The sequence below is a fragment of the Capnocytophaga bilenii genome, assembly GCF_017565765.1.
Classification (GTDB): Bacteria; Bacteroidota; Bacteroidia; order Flavobacteriales; family Flavobacteriaceae; genus Capnocytophaga; species Capnocytophaga bilenii.
Window position 1 is genome coordinate 322,397 of record NZ_JAGDYP010000002.1, and the last position, 18,633, is coordinate 341,029.

The 18,633-nt window shown below is 41.2% G+C and carries 18 protein-coding genes; 6 read left to right on the plus strand and 12 right to left on the minus strand.

Annotated features, from left to right (window positions below; genetic code table 11):
- The first annotated feature begins 183 nt into the window (after positions 1-183).
- From J4N46_RS03795 to J4N46_RS03820, 6 genes are all read left to right on the plus strand, one after another.
- Positions 184-1,581, plus strand: coding sequence for an aromatic amino acid ammonia-lyase (locus tag J4N46_RS03795; RefSeq protein ID WP_208058212.1), 1,398 nt, complete (start codon positions 184-186; stop codon positions 1,579-1,581).
- Between the two features lie 86 nt (positions 1,582-1,667).
- Entirely contained in the window at positions 1,668-3,335 is a 1,668-nt protein-coding gene (locus tag J4N46_RS03800) for a formate--tetrahydrofolate ligase (protein WP_208058213.1), read from the plus strand.
- An 85-nt stretch (positions 3,336-3,420) separates the two neighbouring features.
- Entirely contained in the window at positions 3,421-4,125 is a 705-nt protein-coding gene (locus J4N46_RS03805; RefSeq protein ID WP_009415975.1) for a MotA/TolQ/ExbB proton channel family protein, read from the plus strand.
- Between the two features lie 12 nt (positions 4,126-4,137).
- Positions 4,138-4,524: an ExbD/TolR family protein gene (locus tag J4N46_RS03810; RefSeq protein WP_009415976.1), complete on the plus strand. Its 387-nt coding sequence runs from the start codon at positions 4,138-4,140 to the stop codon at positions 4,522-4,524.
- A gap of 9 nt (positions 4,525-4,533) precedes the next feature.
- Entirely contained in the window at positions 4,534-5,349 is an 816-nt protein-coding gene (locus J4N46_RS03815) for an energy transducer TonB (RefSeq protein ID WP_208058214.1), read from the plus strand.
- Positions 5,350-5,352: 3 nt separating this feature from the next.
- Positions 5,353-6,570 carry a bifunctional folylpolyglutamate synthase/dihydrofolate synthase gene (locus tag J4N46_RS03820; RefSeq protein ID WP_208058215.1) on the plus strand — a complete coding sequence of 406 codons (1,218 nt, stop codon included), beginning with the start codon at positions 5,353-5,355 and terminating at the stop codon, positions 6,568-6,570.
- 35 nt (positions 6,571-6,605) lie between these two features.
- Here J4N46_RS03820 and J4N46_RS03825 read toward each other — a convergent pair whose 3' ends face one another.
- The 12 genes from J4N46_RS03825 to J4N46_RS03880 form a co-directional block, all read right to left on the minus strand.
- Positions 6,606-7,679 (minus strand): mannose-1-phosphate guanylyltransferase, encoded by a 1,074-nt coding sequence (locus tag J4N46_RS03825; RefSeq protein ID WP_208058216.1) that lies wholly within the window; start codon positions 7,677-7,679, stop codon positions 6,606-6,608.
- Between the two features lie 16 nt (positions 7,680-7,695).
- Positions 7,696-8,298 (minus strand): SprT-like domain-containing protein, encoded by a 603-nt coding sequence (locus tag J4N46_RS03830; protein ID WP_009415980.1) that lies wholly within the window; start codon positions 8,296-8,298, stop codon positions 7,696-7,698.
- A 95-nt stretch (positions 8,299-8,393) separates the two neighbouring features.
- A complete protein-coding gene (lnt, locus tag J4N46_RS03835) occupies positions 8,394-10,022 on the minus strand; it encodes an apolipoprotein N-acyltransferase (protein WP_208058217.1) in 1,629 nt (542 codons plus the stop codon).
- Positions 10,023-10,032: 10 nt separating this feature from the next.
- The gene (locus tag J4N46_RS03840; protein WP_208058218.1) at positions 10,033-12,072 is read right to left on the minus strand and encodes a S9 family peptidase; all 2,040 of its coding nucleotides are present in this window, start codon (positions 12,070-12,072) and stop codon (positions 10,033-10,035) included.
- A complete protein-coding gene (locus tag J4N46_RS03845) occupies positions 12,072-14,135 on the minus strand; it encodes a glycoside hydrolase family 97 protein (RefSeq protein WP_208058219.1) in 2,064 nt (687 codons plus the stop codon). The genes J4N46_RS03840 and J4N46_RS03845 overlap by 1 nt, the downstream gene beginning before the upstream one ends.
- Positions 14,136-14,151: 16 nt before the next feature.
- Positions 14,152-14,610 carry a Holliday junction resolvase RuvX gene (ruvX, locus tag J4N46_RS03850; RefSeq protein WP_009415984.1) on the minus strand — a complete coding sequence of 153 codons (459 nt, stop codon included), beginning with the start codon at positions 14,608-14,610 and terminating at the stop codon, positions 14,152-14,154.
- On the minus strand, positions 14,607-14,903 hold the full coding sequence (locus J4N46_RS03855) for a DUF2752 domain-containing protein (RefSeq protein ID WP_208058220.1): 297 nt from the start codon (positions 14,901-14,903) through the stop codon (positions 14,607-14,609). Before J4N46_RS03855 ends, ruvX begins: the two co-directional genes overlap by 4 nt.
- Positions 14,904-15,032: 129 nt before the next feature.
- Positions 15,033-15,371, minus strand: coding sequence for a TM2 domain-containing protein (locus tag J4N46_RS03860; RefSeq protein WP_009415986.1), 339 nt, complete (start codon positions 15,369-15,371; stop codon positions 15,033-15,035).
- Between the two features lie 6 nt (positions 15,372-15,377).
- A complete protein-coding gene (locus J4N46_RS03865; RefSeq protein WP_208058221.1) occupies positions 15,378-15,788 on the minus strand; it encodes a hypothetical protein in 411 nt (136 codons plus the stop codon).
- Positions 15,789-15,799: 11 nt separating this feature from the next.
- Entirely contained in the window at positions 15,800-16,027 is a 228-nt protein-coding gene (locus J4N46_RS03870; protein ID WP_009415988.1) for an AtpZ/AtpI family protein, read from the minus strand.
- Entirely contained in the window at positions 15,993-16,409 is a 417-nt protein-coding gene (locus tag J4N46_RS03875) for a bactofilin family protein (protein WP_009415989.1), read from the minus strand. The genes J4N46_RS03870 and J4N46_RS03875 overlap by 35 nt, the downstream gene beginning before the upstream one ends.
- Positions 16,410-16,542: 133 nt before the next feature.
- Positions 16,543-18,621 carry a peptide MFS transporter gene (locus tag J4N46_RS03880; RefSeq protein WP_208058222.1) on the minus strand — a complete coding sequence of 693 codons (2,079 nt, stop codon included), beginning with the start codon at positions 18,619-18,621 and terminating at the stop codon, positions 16,543-16,545.
- Positions 18,622-18,633 lie beyond the last annotated feature (12 nt).

An 18,633-nucleotide genomic window follows, 5' to 3' on the forward strand; every position in this document is an offset into this window, starting at 1 on the left:
TAATTTCCCCCAGCGAACCCTGAGCGAAGGTTGAGCGAAGGTTGAGCGAAGGTTAAGCGAAGGATAAGCGAAGGATAAAAGCTTGTGCGGCTCGCACCGAAGGATAAAAGATTACCACATAAATTAATCATTAAACATTATTTTGTATCTTTGCCGAAGAAAAAAACTCCATAAAATACCCCTATGACACACTACATCTCAAACCAAGTACTTGTATTAGAGCAAATAGAAGCTCTTATTGAAAGCAACAGCCAGCTAAAATTATCCGAAGAAGCCCTGCTCAATATCCAAAAATGTCAGCATTTCCTGCAAAATGCCTGCAATACCCCACCACTACAATACCTCACACAGTTGGAAGGCAAGCAACACCAGCTTTTGCGCAACTACGCCTGCGGTATAGGTAGCAAGCTGCCCAACCACATTGTCAAACTAATGCTCCTCTTAAAAATACAATCTTTATCATATGGTTATAGCGGCGTACGATTAGAAGTTGTACAACGCCTGATAGACTTCTACAACCAAGAAGTTTACCCCGTAGTCTATACCAAAGATATTCCTGATGAGCGCATCGCACTCGCACACCTTTCCCTGCCACTCTTCGGCGAAGGCGAAGTCTCTATACAACAAAAAACCTATGCAGCACAAGAATTACAAGCCAAATATGGCTGGCAACCCCTATCACTTACCCCACGCGAAGCCGAAGCACTCATCAACGGCACCCAACTTACCACTGCCTATTGTGCCTACAACCTCATCAAAGCACTTAAAATCATACAATGGGCAGATATAGTAGCCTCTATATCTACCCAAGTATTTGGAGGTAGCTTAACAAACTTCTCACCAGCCATACAAATTGTACGCCCCCATAAAGGACTTATAGAAACCACCGAACACCTTCGCAACCTTCTCAGCACCCACACCGCTCCTGCTGAGAATAACGATTTTAAAATCCTCCCCGAAGCGTTCAGCTCTATACCCCAAATACACGGTGCCGTGCGCGAAACCATCGCCTCTATACGAAAAGTTATCAAAACCGAAATCAACTCAGCTACCGATAACCCCATACTGTTTCACGAAAACAAAGAAGTCATCTTTGGAGGGAACTCACACACACTCCCACTATCCCTCAGTATGGATTTTCTCGCTATTACCCTCACCAGCTTAGGCAACATCAGCGAGCGCCGCGTATTCTACCTAATCACCAAACACCAAGAACAAAGTGAGCTGATAGAATATCCTATATTCCAACGAATTATTGAAGGAATTTTAAATGAAAACAGACGGCTATCCACACCATCAAGCATAGAAAGCCCTATTTTGTTTGAAAAATCAATAGATATTAAAGGAATGGGAGGAAGTGCAGCCGTAAAATGCGAACAAATCATTCGTAATATAGAACAAATATTAGCAATAGAGCTCATTTTGGCAGCTTCAGTATGGAAAATGAGGAAAATATCTTCCTATTCAGCTATATTTGAAGAATATTTATCCTTTATGGCAGCAAATGAAGGAGATAACACTCTAAAGCAAAAAATAGAAAACACCCTATCCTTCTTTAATAAATGCAAAGACAACATTTAATAACAAATACAACTAAAAAACAATGTACGTTTTTTTGCACATCACCATTTAATTCCCTACCTTTGCCCTGAAAAAAATTAAGCAATATGACAGACCTTGAAATCGCTCAAAACGCAACGCTACTCCCTGTAAAAGAAATAGCTAAAAAGCTAAATATCAACGAAGATGATATAGACCCTTACGGAAAGTATAAAGCTAAACTCCCTCTGCACCTTATAGATGCCCAAAAGATAAAAAATAGCAAATTGGTGCTTGTTACCGCTATTACCCCTACACCAGCAGGCGAAGGCAAAACTACTGTGAGCATTGGGCTTACCGAAGGACTTAATAAAATTGGCAAAAAAGCCATCGCCGTATTGCGCGAACCTTCATTAGGTCCCGTATTTGGCATCAAAGGGGGTGCTGCGGGCGGTGGATACTCGCAAGTAGTGCCTATGGAAGATATTAATCTCCACTTCACAGGCGATTTTTCTGCTATTGAAAAAGCCAACAACCTCCTTTCGGCAGTTATTGATAACAATATCCAAAGCAAAACACACAGCATCGGTATAGACCCTCGCACCGTAGTATGGAAACGCGTAATGGATATGAATGATCGTGCTCTACGCCATATCGTAGTAGGCTTAGGCGGAAGTACTCACGGCGTACCACGCGAAGACGGCTTCAATATCACCCCTGCCTCAGAAATTATGGCTATCCTATGCCTCGCCGAAAACTTCTCCGACCTGAAGAGGCGTATTGGGAATATCTACGTAGGAAAAAAGTTTGACGGGACTCCTGTTTTTGCACGCGACCTCAAAGTTGTAGGAGCTATGGCTCTGCTACTAAAAGAAGCTATCAAGCCCAATTTGGTACAAACCTTAGAAAACAACCCCGCTATATTGCACGGAGGTCCTTTTGCAAGCATTGCTCAAGGCACCAATACTGTTTTGGCTACCAAAATGGGACTTTCTTTAGCCGACTATGTAGTAACGGAAGCGGGCTTTGGTGCCGACTTGGGGGCTGAAAAGTTCCTCAATATCAAATGTGTATCGGCAGGGTTAGCCCCCAATGCTGCTGTAATTGTAGCTACTATACGTGCGCTACGCCACCACGGAGGTGCTAAAAAAGAAGAATACAATACCCCCGATTTGCAAAAAGTGAAACTCGGTATTGCAAATCTTGAAAAACACATAGAAAACATACAACAATTTGGGCTTAAGGCTGTAGTAGCTATTAACTACTTTCCTCACGATAACGATGAGGAAATCGCTTTTGTACAAGAATTTTGTAAACAAAAAGGGGTAGAAGCCATCGTAAGCAAAGGCTTTTCTGAAGGGGGCGAAGGCACTAAAGCACTCGCACAAGCTGTAGTAGCCATAGCCGAAAGCAACGAAAGCCATTTCCAACCTCTTTACGACCACCAAGCAAGCATAGAAGATAAAATAGCAACCATAGCCACCAAAATATACGGAGCTCGACAAGTACATTACAGTAGCAAAGCCCTAAGTCAGCTAAAACAAATTAACAAATTAGGCTTTGATAAGCTACCGGTATGCATCGTAAAAACGCCAAAATCATTGAGCGATGACGAAAAGAAACTTGCCCGTCCCGCCGATTTTGATGTAACGGTACGCGAGTTTGAATTTGCCTCTGGTGCAGGCTTTGTAATCCCAATTTTAGGCGATACGGTACGTATGCCAGGACTGCCAAGTGTGCCTGCTGCCGAAGGTATGGATATAGATGATGAAGGCATCATCACAGGCTTGTCGTAATTGTTAAAATTGTTAATGTTTTGTTACCAATTACGTTATTTTTTGTACTTTTGCAAGATTTTAAAAGATAAATTATTAAAGAAAAATGTTAGGATTGCAAACTACAGCTACAGCTGCCGCAGCAGCTGCGAACGACACTGCACAAGCAGCCCAAGAGAAAACACTTTCAATTATGGATATGATTGTAGGAGGAGGAGCTGCAAACGTTATTATCATTGGCATTCTTTTTGTTATGCTAGGGGTAGCACTTTATATTTACTTTGAACGCTTGCTGGCTATCAGGGCAGTATCTAAAGTAGATAATACTTTCATATACAAAATACGCGACAATATCGCTTCAGGAAAAATTGAAGCTGCTAAGTTGCTTTGTGCTCAATCCAACTTGCCTGCAGCACGCCTTATAGAAAAAGGTATATCACGCATAGGCAAGCCATTAGAGGATATCAACAAAGCTATTGAAAATGCAGGTACACTCGAGGTATATAAGTTAGAAAAGAATACAGCTATTTTAGCTACCATAGCAGGGGCAGGTCCTATGATAGGCTTCTTGGGTACTGTAGTGGGGATGATACTTTCGTTTCACGAAATGGCAAGTGCTGGTGGGCAAGCCGAAATGGGTGCTTTAGCAGGCGGTATTTATACTGCAATGACCACTACCGTAGCAGGACTTATTGTTGGGATTATTGCCTATGTAGGCTACAACCACTTGGTAGTAAATACTGATAAGGTTGTACATACAATGGAAGCTAATGCAGTAGACTTTTTAGACCTATTGAACGAACCTTTTTAAAACAAGCTATCTATGAAGATAAAAAGCCGAAATAAGGTAAGTCCAGAGTTCAGTATGTCGTCTATGACCGACATAGTGTTCCTATTGCTTGTATTCTTTATGATTACAGCCAATAGCCCCAATGCACTCGATTTGCTACTGCCTAAGGCAAAAGGAAAATCTACTAACACGCAAAACGTATCGGTAAGTATAGATAAGAACCTAAACTTCTTTGTTGATAAAAAACAAATCAATGCCGAGAACTTAGAATCTGAACTAAAAACAGCCCTCAATGGTGTAGAAAACCCTACAATCATTTTGCGTGTAGAAGAAAGTGTGCCTATAGAAAATGCCGTAACCGTAATGGATGTAGCCAACCAAAACCAATACAAAGTTATTTTGGCAGTACGTCCCAAATAAAATTACTTTATGAGTTTCATTAAAACAGAATACGAAAAAAAATCATTTGCTATTACTTTATTGGTAATGGGGCTATTGGTGCTTTTACTTTTTTTGGCAGGAATGCGCTATTTAGACCCCGCACCCGAAAGCGGTGTGGAAGTAGTCTATGGTATAGATTTGGAAGGCTCTGGCAAGTATACTCCTCCCCCCTCACTGCCTAAGCAAGAAGAAATACCTACCCCCAACACCCAACCTGAAGAGGCTACCTCGCCCGAGGTAAAAGAGAACCTATTGGCACAAGATAACGACGAAGAAGTAGCTGTCCCCGAAGTACCTAAAAAACAAGAAAAAAAGAAAGAAACCCCTAAAGAAGAAAAAGAAACTCCTAAACAACAAAAGCCTTCACGAGAGGCATCGGATGCGCTTTCTAATATATTAGGAGCTGCCAATGCAGGTGGCAATAATACAGGAGGACAAGGCGATTCTAACCACTATGGCTATCAAGGGAAAATAGATGGTAGCCAGTACGCCGACAGTTATTATGGTGCTGGTGGTGGAGGTAATACCGGCAAAGGTTGGGGGCTGAAAGGGCGCACCATTGCTTCGCAAGGAGAAGTACTACAAGATTGTAATGAAGAGGGGCGCGTAGTGGTGCAAATAGAAGTAGACCGCAGTGGCAAGGTAGTAAAAGCTACCCCTGGAGTAAAGGGTACTAATAGCCCTGCTAAATGCCTTTGGGAAGCAGCCGAAAAAACCGCCTATAAGCATACTTGGAACGCCGATCAAAACGCTCCTATACGACAAGTAGGCTTCATCGTAGTTAATTTTAAATTAAGAGAATAAAAAGTGAATTATCAAGAAACACTAACTTGGATGTTTGCCCAACTACCAATGTTTCAATCACAGGGGCGAGCAGCACTGAATAACAAACTCGATAATATAATAAGCTTTACCAACTATTTGGGCAATCCTGAAAAACAATTGCGCACGGTGCATATAGCAGGCACTAATGGTAAAGGCTCTTCCAGTAGTATGATAGCTTCTATACTTCAGGAAGCAGGATATAAGGTAGGGCTTTACACTTCACCGCATTTGAAAGACTTCAAAGAGCGTATCAAAATAAATGGGAAAGAAATAAGTGAGCAATATGTAGTAGATTTTATAGCTAAACACAAACCTTACTTAGAGAATTTTAAGCTCTCGTTCTTCGAGATGACTGTAGGGCTAGCCTTTAGCTACTTTGCCGAAGAGAAAGTAGATATAGCAGTTGTTGAAGTAGGCTTAGGCGGCAGGTTTGATTCTACTAATATTATCACACCAGATGTCTGCCTTATTACCAACATCTCTAAAGACCATACTGATATATTGGGGAATACACTTGCCGAAATAGCTTTTGAAAAAGCTGGTATCATCAAGTATGAAACACCTGTGGTAATAAGCGAATATCAAGAAGAAACAGCCCCTGTATTCATACAAAAGGCTGAAGCGCAAAAAGCACCTATTCTCTTTGCCGATAAAACTATATCTACTACCTTCACCACCGATTTACAGGGTAGTTACCAAGAGAAGAACATCAAAGGAGTTGTTGCTGTTATACAGCTAATGATAGATAAAGGTTGGGCAATAAGTACAGCGAATATAAGTGAAGGATTGATGCACGTAGTTCGCAATACCCATCTACAAGGTAGGTGGCAAACGCTTAGCGAGCACCCCACAATAGTATGTGATACAGGGCATAACATCGGAGGGCTTACTTATGTAGTTGAACAACTTAAAAAACAACAATATACCCACCTTCATATAGTATTAGGCTTTGTAAAAGAGAAAGATGTAAATGCTGTATTAGCACTCTTTCCTCGTGAGGCTACTTATTACTTCTGTAGCCCACATATAGCAAGAGGATTGGATGTAACTACACTACACCAAATAGCTACCAGCAAAGGACTGCAAGGCGAGGCTTACCCCTCAGTAGCAGAAGCTTTGGCAGCTGCCAAAGCCAATGCCACAACTACCGACTTTATCTTCGTAGGTGGCAGTACCTTTGTAGTGGCAGAAGTTTTATAAAAAAAGCTACCTTTTTAGGGTAGCTTTTTTTGTCTTTAATGTAATCCCCATTTGTTTTTTACTTCGGCAGCAACTTCTTTGATGTGTTGTTCTTTTGCCTTAGGGTAAATGAGTAGCACATCATCTCTATCTACAATAATATAATCACTGAGGTCTTCTATGATGATGTATTTCTTATTTTGAGTGCGAATAATGTTGTTTTGAGCATTTCTTAGCAAGGTGTACGCATTGATAACTGCATTTTGTTGCTCATCTTTTTCGGTTTTATCATAAAGAGAGCCCCAAGAGCCCAAGTCGTTCCAATCAAAGGAGGCGGGTAATACGTATATATTGGGGGAAGGCTCTAATATAGCGTAATCCACCGATATATTTTCAGCCAGCGGATAAGCTTCAGTTATAAAATCAGGTTCCTCAGGGGTATTATATACATTTTCTCCACGACTGAAGAGGTCGTACATTTCGGGCTGATACTTTTTGTAGGCTGCTAATACCGTATGAGTACTCCATACAAAAATACCTGCATTCCAAAGGAAATTGCCTTCTTGCACAAAGATTTTGGCAGTTTCATAATTAGGTTTTTCACGGAATTGGAGTACTTTCTTAATTGTATTCGCATCATTGTGAGCGTGTTGTATATAGCCGTAGCCCGTGTTCGGAAATGTAGGTTTAATACCAAGTGTAAGGATATGCGGATTGTTTTGGGCAGCTTCAAAACAAGTAATTACATCGTTTTTGAAAGCGTTTTCGTCTTCTATCCACGCATCGCTGGGAGCTACAATCATTACCGCATCAGGGTTGCGCTTATTAATTTTCATAGCGGCATAGGCTATACAAGGAGCTGTATTACGCATACAAGGCTCTAATACTAAGTTTTGAGGCTGTATATGGGGTATTTGTTCTTCTACGATACCTTTGTATTGCTCGTTGGTAAGAATGAGGATATTTTCAGCAGGAATAAACTTCTGCAAGCGTCCATAGGTACGTTGCAAGAGGGTTTGCCCTGTGCCAAGCATATCGTGAAATTGTTTAGGGTACTGGGTGGTACTTACAGGCCAGAAACGAGACCCTATACCGCCTGCCATAATAACGGCGTAATAATTACTATTCATTAATATTCTAACTTTATTATCCTGCTTTGATGATTTCTACTTCGGCGTGAGGCTGGAATATGTATTTTTTGCCAGTACTCACTTCGGTACAGTCATAACATTTTATGCGGCGTTGTCCTTTTACAAACACACGTCCGTCTTTGATACGAAAAGTACTACCAATGGGTAGCTGATATATAAAACTCACAGTTTCGTTCTCGTCATATTGTTTGAGTGCAATAGCCAAAAGAGGGTCTATATCACTACTGGACATTGGGTTTAGGAAATGTCGTAGCAATACACTAAGCAGTTGTTGAGGGAATATTTCAGGAATAAGAAAAGGCTTCATCATTTGTTGGAAAGTGTATTTCCATTCATTACCGTGAGGTTTTATAAGTTTGCCGTATCTTTGGAATGCTATTAGGTGAGCAACTTCGTGAATAAAAGTAATTAGAAAGCGGTATTTATTAGTGGTAGCGTTCATAGTGATGAGGTGTTGCCCTTCTTTTAATTGCCGATAATCCCCGTGCCTTGTTTTTCGCTCATTTACAATTTTCAAGTAGATATTGTTTGCCTTGATGAGCTCGAAGCAAGGGTTCACTGCATATTCTGGCAAATATTTAGCGAGTATTTCTTTCATAGCATTTTCATAGTGCGCAAATGTACGAATTATTTTTGAAAAGTGCAAATTTATTTTTTTACTCTTTAGCCTGCCAATTCCACCCTCAGGTACAATCACTTATTTGTTTTCTGAAATGTTATCTCTCCTCGCTTCTTCGCTATAGCATATAAGAAGATAAAGAAGGCTAAAAATCCTGCAATACGCGCTATATAATCTCCCATACGCACATAAAACGTTACTTCTTCATTAAGTGCAATAGTGCATCGTAGCGTGTTGAAATCTCTATATGGTAGTGCTTTAAGTATGTCCCCGCGCCCATTGATAAATGCCGAAATACCAGTATTGGCACTGCGGGCTACGCTGCGGCGTGTTTCAATGGCTCGCAAACGCGTATAACTGAGCAGCTGCTTGTAGCCTTGTGTGTCGCCCCACCAAGCATCGTTGGTCAGTATTGCTAAAAAATTAGCTCCTTTCTTGATGTAGTCAGTTACAAATTCTCCATAAACTGTTTCATAGCAAATAATGGGAGCTGCTTTGCCAGCTGTTTCTCTCCCTGTAAATATACTTCGTTCTCTTTGAGTCGTTTTTAACGCTATGGTACCACCCAAGTCGATGAGCATATCTCCCAAAATAGGCTTTAGTAGGTGTTGATAAGGAAAGTTTTCTACGGCTACCACCAATTTGCTTTTGTGATATAGTGGCAAAGTGTCGCTGCGAAAGTAATCGTAATTGAGCAAAAAAGCCGAATTATAGTCGTTGTACCAAATGTCCTTCTCGGCTAAATAATTGCTTTGTGCAGTAACATCTTTCTTGTCTTCTATAAATTTCAGTAACGAAACTCCAACTACCCAATTTACTTGCGGAAAAGCTAAAAACAAATTCTTCAAAGTGTTTACAGGGGCACTATTAGCCAATTCATCAATGAGTATGTTCCTTGCAAACATCGTTTCGGGAGTAATGATGAAATTAACTTTATGGTCTAACTTGTCAAGTAAAAAATAGCTTATAGCTTCTGAGGTGCTCTCGTTGCTAAACTGATATTTCTCTTCATAAGGGTCTATATTAGGTTGCAATACTACTACATCGGCTGTTTTAAGTCCTTTTTCGCTGTAGTTGATGTAGCTATAATATGATATAACAACAGGTATTGCAAAAAATAACATCGCAATACCTACTCTTTTAGCTAATAGAGCGCGGTTTTTGTCGGTAAGATAGTCTTTTGCAGCAATATAAAAAATAATATTTAGTAGCCAAACCCATAGGCTACCGCCAAAAGCTCCCGTATATTCATACCATTGTATCCAAGTGATTTTTTCAGAGAATACATTGCCTAAGTTTAGCCAAGGCCAAGAAATGTCCCACCAAAGGTGAAATTTCTCAAACGATAACCATATAGCTACCAAAAAGATAAGTGATAGTTTTTGGGTAGTACGTTTGGCTACGAGGTGGTATAGCAAAAAAGTAAGTGTCATCAGTAAGCTGTTGATTGAGATAGCTAATACAGCGCCTACTTGGGTAGAGTTCCATATCCACCAAGTGCTTACGATGTTCCAAATGAGGAAAGCGATATAACTAAGTATAAAAATCTTTCGTTTGGTGTGCTTGTAGTGGCTACGAATGTGGCTATCGGCAAGCAATAAAGGTACGAAAGCTATAAATATTAGCGGAGTAATACCATAGGTTACCCACGATGCGGCTAACAAACTTCCTGATAGTATGGCGAGAAAGAAATTTTTTTTCATATAGAATATTTTATTGTTCTAAACTTAATAAAAAAGCGTATTCTTTAGCAGTTTCTTTTAGTGATTCGTACCTGCCTGAAGCGCCTCCGTGTCCCACTTCCATATTTACATCCAAATACAGCGGATTATTGTCGGTTTTTAGGTCACGCAGTTTGGCAACCCACTTTGCAGGCTCAAAATACTGCACTTGCGAGTCGTGCAAACCTGTGCTTACGTACATCGCTGGGTAGTCTTGAGCTTTTACTTGGTCGTAGGGCGAATACGATAGCATATAGTCGTAATACGCTTTTTCGTTAGGGTTGCCCCATTCGTCATATTCACCTGTAGTCAGAGGGATTGTTTCGTCAAGCATTGTGGTTACTACATCCACAAAGGGCACTGCAGCAATTACGCCTCGGTATAATTCTGGTGCTTGGTTGATTACCGCTCCTATCAATAAACCACCTGCCGAACCTCCTTCGGCATATAAATGAGCTGGCGAAGTATAACCTTCGGCTATCAAATAGCGCGAGCAGGCAATAAAATCGCTAAATGTGTTTTTCTTTTTTAGTAATTTACCGTCTTCATACCATTGTCTGCCTAAGTATTCACCGCCTCGCACGTGTGCAATGGCAAAAATAAACCCTCGGTCTAATAAACTCAATCTGCTGCTCGAAAAATACGGATTGATAGTAACTCCGTAGGCGCCATAGCCGTAAAGCAATAGTGGGTTATTGCTGTTTAAAGATATATCCTTGCGGTAAATTACCGAAATAGGCACTTTTACCCCATCGTCTGCTGTAGCCCATAGGCGTTTTTCGGTATAATTGCTACTGCTGAAGTGAGGGTCTATCACCTCTTGAGTTTTTAGCACACGCTGGGTGCGTTGCGCCATATCATATTCAAAAAGCGTAGCAGGAGTTGCCAGCGATTGGTAGCTATAGCGAAGCAGATGAGTGTTAAAATCTACGTTTTGCGTAGTATAAGCCGTATAAGTTTCGCTTTCAAAAGGCAGGTAATAAGCCTCTCCTGCTTCCCAAGGGCGTATTTGTATACGCTCCAAGCCATTATAAGTTTCCTCAACTACTAAGTAATCCGCAAAAAGTTCTACATCATTTAGGCGCACTTCGTTGCGGTGGGCTATAACCATTTCCCAATGCTCTTTAGTAGTATGGTTTTCGTGAGTGCGCATTAGGCAGAAGTTCGTAGCGCCATCTTTATTGGTGAGTATGTAAAAATAATCGTTGTAGTGGGCTATGCCATACTCCAAACCCTGAGTGCGCTCTTGGAATATTTTGAAATTGCCTTCAGGAGTATCAGCTCGTAATATTCGGCTTTCCGAGGTAAGCGTACTTTCCGAACTGATAACGATGTACTTACGAGATTTTTCGCGGTATACATAGCAGTCAAAAGTCTCGTCTTTTTCATTGAAAACAAGAGTGTCCTCTTTAGGATTGTTGCCCATATGGTGCCTGTATATTTTACAAGAGCGAAGCGTCTTTGGGTCGTTTTTTGTGTAGAAAATAGTGCGATTATCAGCAGCCCATACTGCCTGCCCATTAGTGTTTTTTATTTGGTAGGGCAATATTTCACCGGTGCCTAAATGCTTTATTTGCAGTGTATATTGTCGGCGCGAAACCGTATCTACGGCATATACCACCCATTGGTTATCATCACTTATGGCAAAGCTCTCCAAATGAAAGTAAGCATAACCTTCAGCCATCAGGTTGCAGTCAAATAATAACTCTTCGGGGGCTGTCATATTTTCTTTGTGTCTGAAGTAGATAGGGTATTCCTTGCCTGCTTCGTAGCGGGTGCCATACCAATAGCCGTTGTAAAAGTAAGGCACCGAACTATCGTCTTCCTTCATCCGTCCTTTCATTTCAGCAAATAATTGCTGTTGTAAGGGTAGGGTAGAGGCAGTCTGTTCTTGGTAATAGGTATTTTCTGCCTCCAAATAGGCTAATACCTCACGGTTGCCACGCTCGGCAAGCCAGTAGTAATTGTCTATGCGTTCGTTACCAAACTCCCGCAATATATGGGGCTTTTTAGTTGCTTTGGGTGCCTTCATTACTTGTCTTCTTTTATGCTGATAGCCACCCCTCCACTAGGGGCAAGCCGTTGTTTTATAATTGTTTTATGATGTATCTTTTTGCTGCTAATTTTATAACTTTTAGGCTGAGTGCGCCAATCGGCATCTTTACCATCGGCATAAATAGTAGCGGTATAGTTTTTCCCTGCGGGTAAAAAACTGAAGTCTATCACTGCCTGCCTTGCTTCCTCGTTGGTAATGCCGCCCACATACCATTCTTGTTTCCCTTTCGCCTTTCGCGCTATGGTAAGGTAAGCTCCTGGTTCTGCTTCCAATACGTAAGTATCATCCCAATCGGTAGCTACATCTTTTATAAACTGAAAGGCATCTAAGTGCTTTTCGTAGTTTTCAGGCAAGTCGGCTGCCATTTGCAACGGACTGTACATTGTTACATATAGTGCCAATTGTTTCACTAAGGTAGAGCTCAGTTTGGCTTTATTATCGCCATATAGGCTAAGGTCGCCTTCAAAAATTCCTGGCGTATAGTCCATAGCACCTCCTTTTATACGGGTAAAGGGGAGTATAGTTGTATGATTAGGAGCAATACCCGTAAACGATTCAAATTCTGTCCCCCTCGCCGATTCTTGTGCTATCCAGTTCGGGTAGGTACGACTTAAGCCCGTAGGGCGCACCGCTTCGTGCGAATTTACCATAATTTTGTAGCTGGCAGCTGTTGCTGCTACGTAGTTGTAATGGTTCACCATCCATTGGCTATCGTGGTACTCGCTGCGCGGAATGATAGGACCTACATAGCCCGTTTTTACAGCATCATAACCATTGCGTTTCATAAAATCAAACGCTTGGTGCAGTTGCCGCTCATAATCCACTACCGAAGAGGTTGTTTCGTGATGCATTATCAGCTTTATCCCTTTAGAGGCAGCATAATTGCGAAGTTTGGCTACATCAAAATCAGGATAAGGTTCTGTAAAACTGTAAATGTGTTCTTTGTAGTACGCAACATTGTCTTCCCAACCCTTGTTCCAGCCTTCCACCAGTACAGCATCAAAACCGTGAGTAGCGGCAAAGTCTATATATTTCATCACGTGCTGAGTGTTAGCAGCGTGGTAGTGATGAGAGTTTTCTTTGTATGCCCAAGTCGAACCTCCTCCAATAAAGTATTCCCACCATACCCCTACGTATTTTATAGGCTTTATCCACGAAGTATCTTCTATTTTGCAAGGCTCATTCAGGTTGAGTATCAGGTTAGAAGCTATAATATCACGAGCATCATCACTTACAATAATAGTGCGCCAAGGGCTCATTCCCCCTGTTTGTATATAGCCACGCACCCCATTCTTGTCGGGTACTAAATGTGCGGTAAGCAGATGCTCCTGTGCGTTCAGGTTCAGCATCAGGGCAGGAAAATCTACCAAAGCTGCCTCGTGAAAATGCAAGTAAAGTCCATCGTCAGTCTTTAGTAGTAAAGGCGTTTGTACGGCTACGTTTTCAGTAGGCGATTTCGCAGCCAAAGGCTCTTCGCGCACTTTGTCTATAAGCGAAGGTATAGCCTCCAAACTGCTGATAGTGGTAGGAAACTCATTAGTATCATAGTCAGCAGGCAACCAAAAAGCCTTGTGATTGCCCATAAGTTTAAAAGCAGTATGTTCATTGCCTATAGCAAAGTGTCGCAAATGCGGCTGTTCTGGAAATTCATAGCGAAAGCCCAAACCATCGTCAAACAATCTAAACCTAATATGCAGTACATAATCAGTGTTCCATTGTTGCAATTTCACTAATAATTCATTGTGATGATCTCGTATTTGGCTATATTCACCCAAAACAGGCTGCCATACACTATCTTTTTCCATTTTGTAACTGCCTTTCAGCTCAAAACCAGCGTTCAAGTTAGTCGCAGGCATAATAGTAAAGCCCATTTTGCTATCAGCAATCACCATTTTTCCTTTGTATTGTAGTGAATACATAGGTTCGCCCTCTTCAGTAAGCGAAAAAGTAAGTTGTAAGTTTCCATTGGGCGAAGATAAAGTTTGCGCCCTCAAAAGCCCTGTAAGTATTACAAGGCTCAGTAGCATTAAATGTTTCATTGGTAATAATGTTTTTTTATTTTCCCAACCCTTCTATTAGGTTAATTCCCAAATGAGGGTGGTTGATTTTCTTTTCCAAGAACTGCTGTAGTATCAGCGTAGCACTTATTTCATCTATAAGTGCTTTGTCCTGCCGTTGTTTCTTTTTTAGCCCGCTGTCTATCATCGTCTGAAAAGCTATTTTAGAGGTAAAACGCTCATCTTGCCTATATATAGCAATGTCAGGAAATTCTTGTCGCAGCTGGCTGATAAATGCTTGTATCAGCACCTCCACATCACTATCTTCGTTGTTGAGTCGCTTGGGTTGCCCTATCACAAAGCTCTCTATAGGCTCTTCGGCTGTATATTTTTTCAAAAAAGGCAACAATTCATTAGTAGCTACCGTACAAAGCCCCGAAGCTATCATTTGCAGCGGGTCGGTAATTGCTATTCCCGTACGTTTGCTGCCGTAATCAATGGCTAAAATTCTTTTCACAATCCTTTTTGTATGTTCCAAATCCAGTTCAGCACTATCAGTACTCCAAAAATAATACCTATAAAGCGATATTTTTTCACCATTTGCCCTATAGCTCGTTCGCTGTGGTATAGGGTAGGGGTTTTGGTATAAAAATCATAGAGCAACCAGCACGGAAGCACTACCCCGCCCACTGCCACTATCCACGATAGCGGATTGAGCCACAAAGCCTCCTGCCAATTGCCTAACCATAATTGTATCACCCCTCGTGTAGTACCACAAGACGGACAAGGATAACCCGTAATATGCTTCACAGGGCAACTTATGAACCCTATTCCCCTGCTGTTTAGCCAATAATTGAATGCTACCCAGCAGGGAATCAGTAGATAAAATACAACTACAAGCTTGTAAAATTGTGTTATCTTCAATAGTAATGCAACTTATTAGTTAATAGCTGCTGCCAATAGTTCAGCGTTGCGGTCGCGAGTGCTATCCATTATCAGAAACCAATCCACAATAGTCCATACGCTAGCACCTCCGCAAGTAAGCAGTTTTAACAGCCCAAGTGTAGTATTGCCAATATAAAAACGATCAATACCTAAATAACCCAAAAGAATAGAAACAATAAGAGCGGTTGTTGGGTCTTTATACCCCACCGATTGTATTGCTCCCCATTTAGAGTCGTCCAATGATAGTAGCTTCTCACGTATTGAAGTTATCATAGTAGGCTTGAAGTAGCGCGCATTGGCTACTATAAACATATCCACTTTTTGTGCGTCCATTTGTTTTTATGATTTTGTTAGTTCTTTTATTTTTTTGTCGTTTATCATTAGCACACTTATCACAGCCTGCACGAGTATCAGTACAAAAGTACCCCCACCCATAAATGCCAATTCGTAAATAGGGTTTATTTCGGGGTGAAGTGCTTTGCTCAATGGTATTTCAGCAATACTTATTCCTATAGTCTGCAGTAGTAGCCCCACTACAAAGCCAAAAGCCGTATAAACTCTGAAAAAGTAAAAAGTAGCAAATACAATGAGCATTGCCACCAATGATAAGCCCGTGTGCAATAACCCTATAGTGATAGCGGGGTAATACAAGCCTATTCCCCACAAGTTTGTACATTTGTCAGCAAGCACATAAAGAGCGGTGCCTACTATTACAAGTACACATAAGTAGATGCCAATATATTTCTTCATTATACAAGCGGTTAAGGTTCTTTACTCATTTCAATAGCTTTCTTAATAATAGTGTATATTGCCCCAGCTACGCCCAATAATGAGCATACAATCGTACAGAGCGAATAGTCATTGGGTAGCTTGCTATCCAGCCATACCCCAAAAAAACTACATACCCCTATAGTGATAGCCATTTGCAAGCCCGCTTGCGAAAAGTATATCCACTTATTTAATTGGTTTTTCTCCTGCTGGTTTTTCATTGCCAAAACCTTTTGCTCCCTTCATAGCACAAGATACGTTGAATACAGCGCCAGGTTCAATAGAAAGTTTATCTACAAATACCTCGCCTTCCACCACTGCAGTCGATTTTAAGCTAAGTAGGCTATTCACCTTTACTGTGCCTGTTACTTTTCCTTCAATATCCGCATTTTCGCAGATAACAGTACCTTTTATAACACCAGTACGCCCCACTACCAATTTCCCTGTAGTTTGAAAAGTACCTTCCACTTCTCCATCAATTCTAAAATCCGATTTAGAGTTGATTTCTCCCTTAAACTTAGTCTCTGCAACGATACGGTTGCTACTTCCCGAAGTATTGTCTGCTGCCATAGTTCTCTTGTCTTTGTCTTTACTGTTAAACATTTTTTTGTATAATTAGTGTTTTGATTATTTCTATATAAGAATATTGCGCCAAAGGTATGGTAAAAAAATAATAAATGCAAATTTTTACTGTCTTTTTTCTTAGTCGCCAATTCCTCAACTTTGCTTCCAGCAATCACTTCACCCCGTGCATCAGTTTCTTTACAAACGGATTGATGAGAATGATAAGTGTCCCCGCTACGGCAGGTACAATGGTGAATATCAAAAAGAAAGTAGATAAGCTGTATTCTTTAGTAATATTGTCTATTTGTCCTCCCACAACAGCTGCCAATTTATGCCCAATAGCCACTGCCAAATACCATACGCCAAACATAAAGGCAATCATTCGCGCTGGTACCAATTTAGATACGTACGACAACCCCACTGGCGACAGGCATAGCTCTCCCATAGTGTTGAACATATAAGCAAATACAAGCCATAGCATACTCACTTTTACCCCCTGAGTAACCCCGTATGCCCCTATAGCCAGCAGTCCAAAACCTATAGAGAGCATCAGCAATCCTATTCCGTATTTCACTGCGGCTGGCGGATTAAAGCGGCTGTCCCACCAGCGCGAGAATAAGCTCGCCAAGGCAATGATAAAAAATGAGTTTAGTATTGAAAACCACGACACGGTTACCTCCACCCAATTGTCGCGCACTTCTTTCACTTGCGCAGGTATCAGTCCGCTGTCTTTAGCCCCAATAGAGGCAGCGTGCTGTTTTGCCCACACTTCTTTAGAAGCATCTACAAAGCCAAACGAAGTGTTTTTATTGTTTTTACTCAGTAGTTTTATGGGCGAACCTTCCTTCAGTTGCAGGTCAGCAACACCTATAATAGTACTGCGTTCCACCTTTTTTTTGCCTAAGTAGGCACTCGCATTCGCATTGTATTCCGTTACGGGTACATAAGTAATAGAGCCATCGTCATTAGCAATTTCGTATGCCATATAAGTAACGTTGTAAGCAGTCGTGTTAAAGTCCCGTTTAAACATCCAGCCCACAATACTCCACACCAAAGCAAAACATAGCACCAACATCACAATAGCAGGCAGTATTTGTTTATAAGTCCTTTTGATAAGCAAGAACATCACATAGCTAATCAGTAGCAGCGGTATGAGCGTTAGCAAAGCGTTGCAAATGTTATAGGCAATTGCCCAAGTGCCGTGCAGTTCGCGTTCTACACTATCCCGTGCAAAGATAATAAGCGAAGAAGCTCCTTGTTCAAAAGACAGCCAGAAAAACACTACAAAAAAACCAAATATCACCACCGTAAGCATACGATCGCGCACCACTTTGGTATAACGCATAATGCGACTGCCCACTACAAAAAAGAAAGCAATAAGAGCAACAATTACCACCACGTATTGCCCTTTTAGGCTGTCAGTAGCAGCCCAGCGGAACAAGTCTACTTTCCATATTTTCGACAGAGGGTCATTTAGCGCATAGCCCACCCCAATAATAGCTGTAAAGGCAATGAGCAATTTGTCTATTAAGGTAAAAGGATTGCGTTTGTCTTCGTCTTTAAGTGTCGTTTCAGACTTAGCCGTTGTTTGTTGTTTTTGCTCAGATGAAGGCACATTCCCTATTTCCCCAAAAAGAGGTTTGGCAAACCAAAACTGAATCGTTCCCAAAAGCATAAAAATACCTGCCAAGCCAAAGCCCCAGCTCCAGCCAATACGTTCAGCCAAATAGCCGCAGAGCATCATTCCAAAAAAAGCCCCCGAATTAACCCCCATATAGAAGATTGTATAAGCAGCATCCTTTTTTTCAGGCAAATACTTGTACATTTCCGAAACAAACGACACCATATTAGGTTTAAAGAACCCTGTTCCTATCACTAGCAATGCTAGTCCCAAGTAAAGTGATTTTTCAGTTTCAAAAGCCATCGAAGCGTGTCCCATTGTAATTATCACAGCCCCAATGATTACCGCCCAGCGGTAGCCTGTAAGTTTATCAGCTATGATACCCCCCAATATAGGCGTAAGGTAAAGCAACATTACATAAGTGCCAAAAAGAGCCCCAGCGTTTTCTGTGCTCCAAGCCCAACCAGGATTATAACCAATAAGCGTCATTGTCAAGAAATTGACAAGCAATACCCGCATACCGTAAAATGAAAAACGTTCCCACATTTCAGTGAAAAACAACACAAATAATCCCGCCGGATGCCCCAATACCTGTGCATCAAAAATCGTCTTATTACTCTTTTCTGTCATATTTATGTAAAA

What these genes read in the sequence shown, in the direction of transcription:
- J4N46_RS03800 (WP_208058213.1), top strand. Translation starts at nt 1,668, where the DNA reads ATGACAGACCTTGAAATCGCTCAAAACGCAACGCTACTCCCTGTAAAA.
- J4N46_RS03815 (WP_208058214.1), top strand. Translation starts at nt 4,534, where the DNA reads ATGAGTTTCATTAAAACAGAATACGAAAAAAAATCATTTGCTATTACT.
- J4N46_RS03825 (WP_208058216.1), bottom strand. Translation starts at nt 7,679, where the DNA reads ATGAATAGTAATTATTACGCCGTTATTATGGCAGGCGGTATAGGGTCT.
- J4N46_RS03810 (WP_009415976.1), top strand. Translation starts at nt 4,138, where the DNA reads ATGAAGATAAAAAGCCGAAATAAGGTAAGTCCAGAGTTCAGTATGTCG.
- J4N46_RS03860 (WP_009415986.1), bottom strand. Translation starts at nt 15,371, where the DNA reads ATGGACGCACAAAAAGTGGATATGTTTATAGTAGCCAATGCGCGCTAC.
- J4N46_RS03845 (WP_208058219.1), bottom strand. Translation starts at nt 14,135, where the DNA reads ATGAAACATTTAATGCTACTGAGCCTTGTAATACTTACAGGGCTTTTG.
- J4N46_RS03795 (WP_208058212.1), top strand. Translation starts at nt 184, where the DNA reads ATGACACACTACATCTCAAACCAAGTACTTGTATTAGAGCAAATAGAA.
- J4N46_RS03840 (WP_208058218.1), bottom strand. Translation starts at nt 12,072, where the DNA reads ATGAAGGCACCCAAAGCAACTAAAAAGCCCCATATATTGCGGGAGTTT.
- J4N46_RS03880 (WP_208058222.1), bottom strand. Translation starts at nt 18,621, where the DNA reads ATGACAGAAAAGAGTAATAAGACGATTTTTGATGCACAGGTATTGGGG.
- lnt (WP_208058217.1), bottom strand. Translation starts at nt 10,022, where the DNA reads ATGAAAAAAAATTTCTTTCTCGCCATACTATCAGGAAGTTTGTTAGCC.
- J4N46_RS03870 (WP_009415988.1), bottom strand. Translation starts at nt 16,027, where the DNA reads ATGAAAAACCAGCAGGAGAAAAACCAATTAAATAAGTGGATATACTTT.
- J4N46_RS03830 (WP_009415980.1), bottom strand. Translation starts at nt 8,298, where the DNA reads ATGAAAGAAATACTCGCTAAATATTTGCCAGAATATGCAGTGAACCCT.
- J4N46_RS03865 (WP_208058221.1), bottom strand. Translation starts at nt 15,788, where the DNA reads ATGAAGAAATATATTGGCATCTACTTATGTGTACTTGTAATAGTAGGC.
- J4N46_RS03875 (WP_009415989.1), bottom strand. Translation starts at nt 16,409, where the DNA reads ATGTTTAACAGTAAAGACAAAGACAAGAGAACTATGGCAGCAGACAAT.
- J4N46_RS03805 (WP_009415975.1), top strand. Translation starts at nt 3,421, where the DNA reads ATGTTAGGATTGCAAACTACAGCTACAGCTGCCGCAGCAGCTGCGAAC.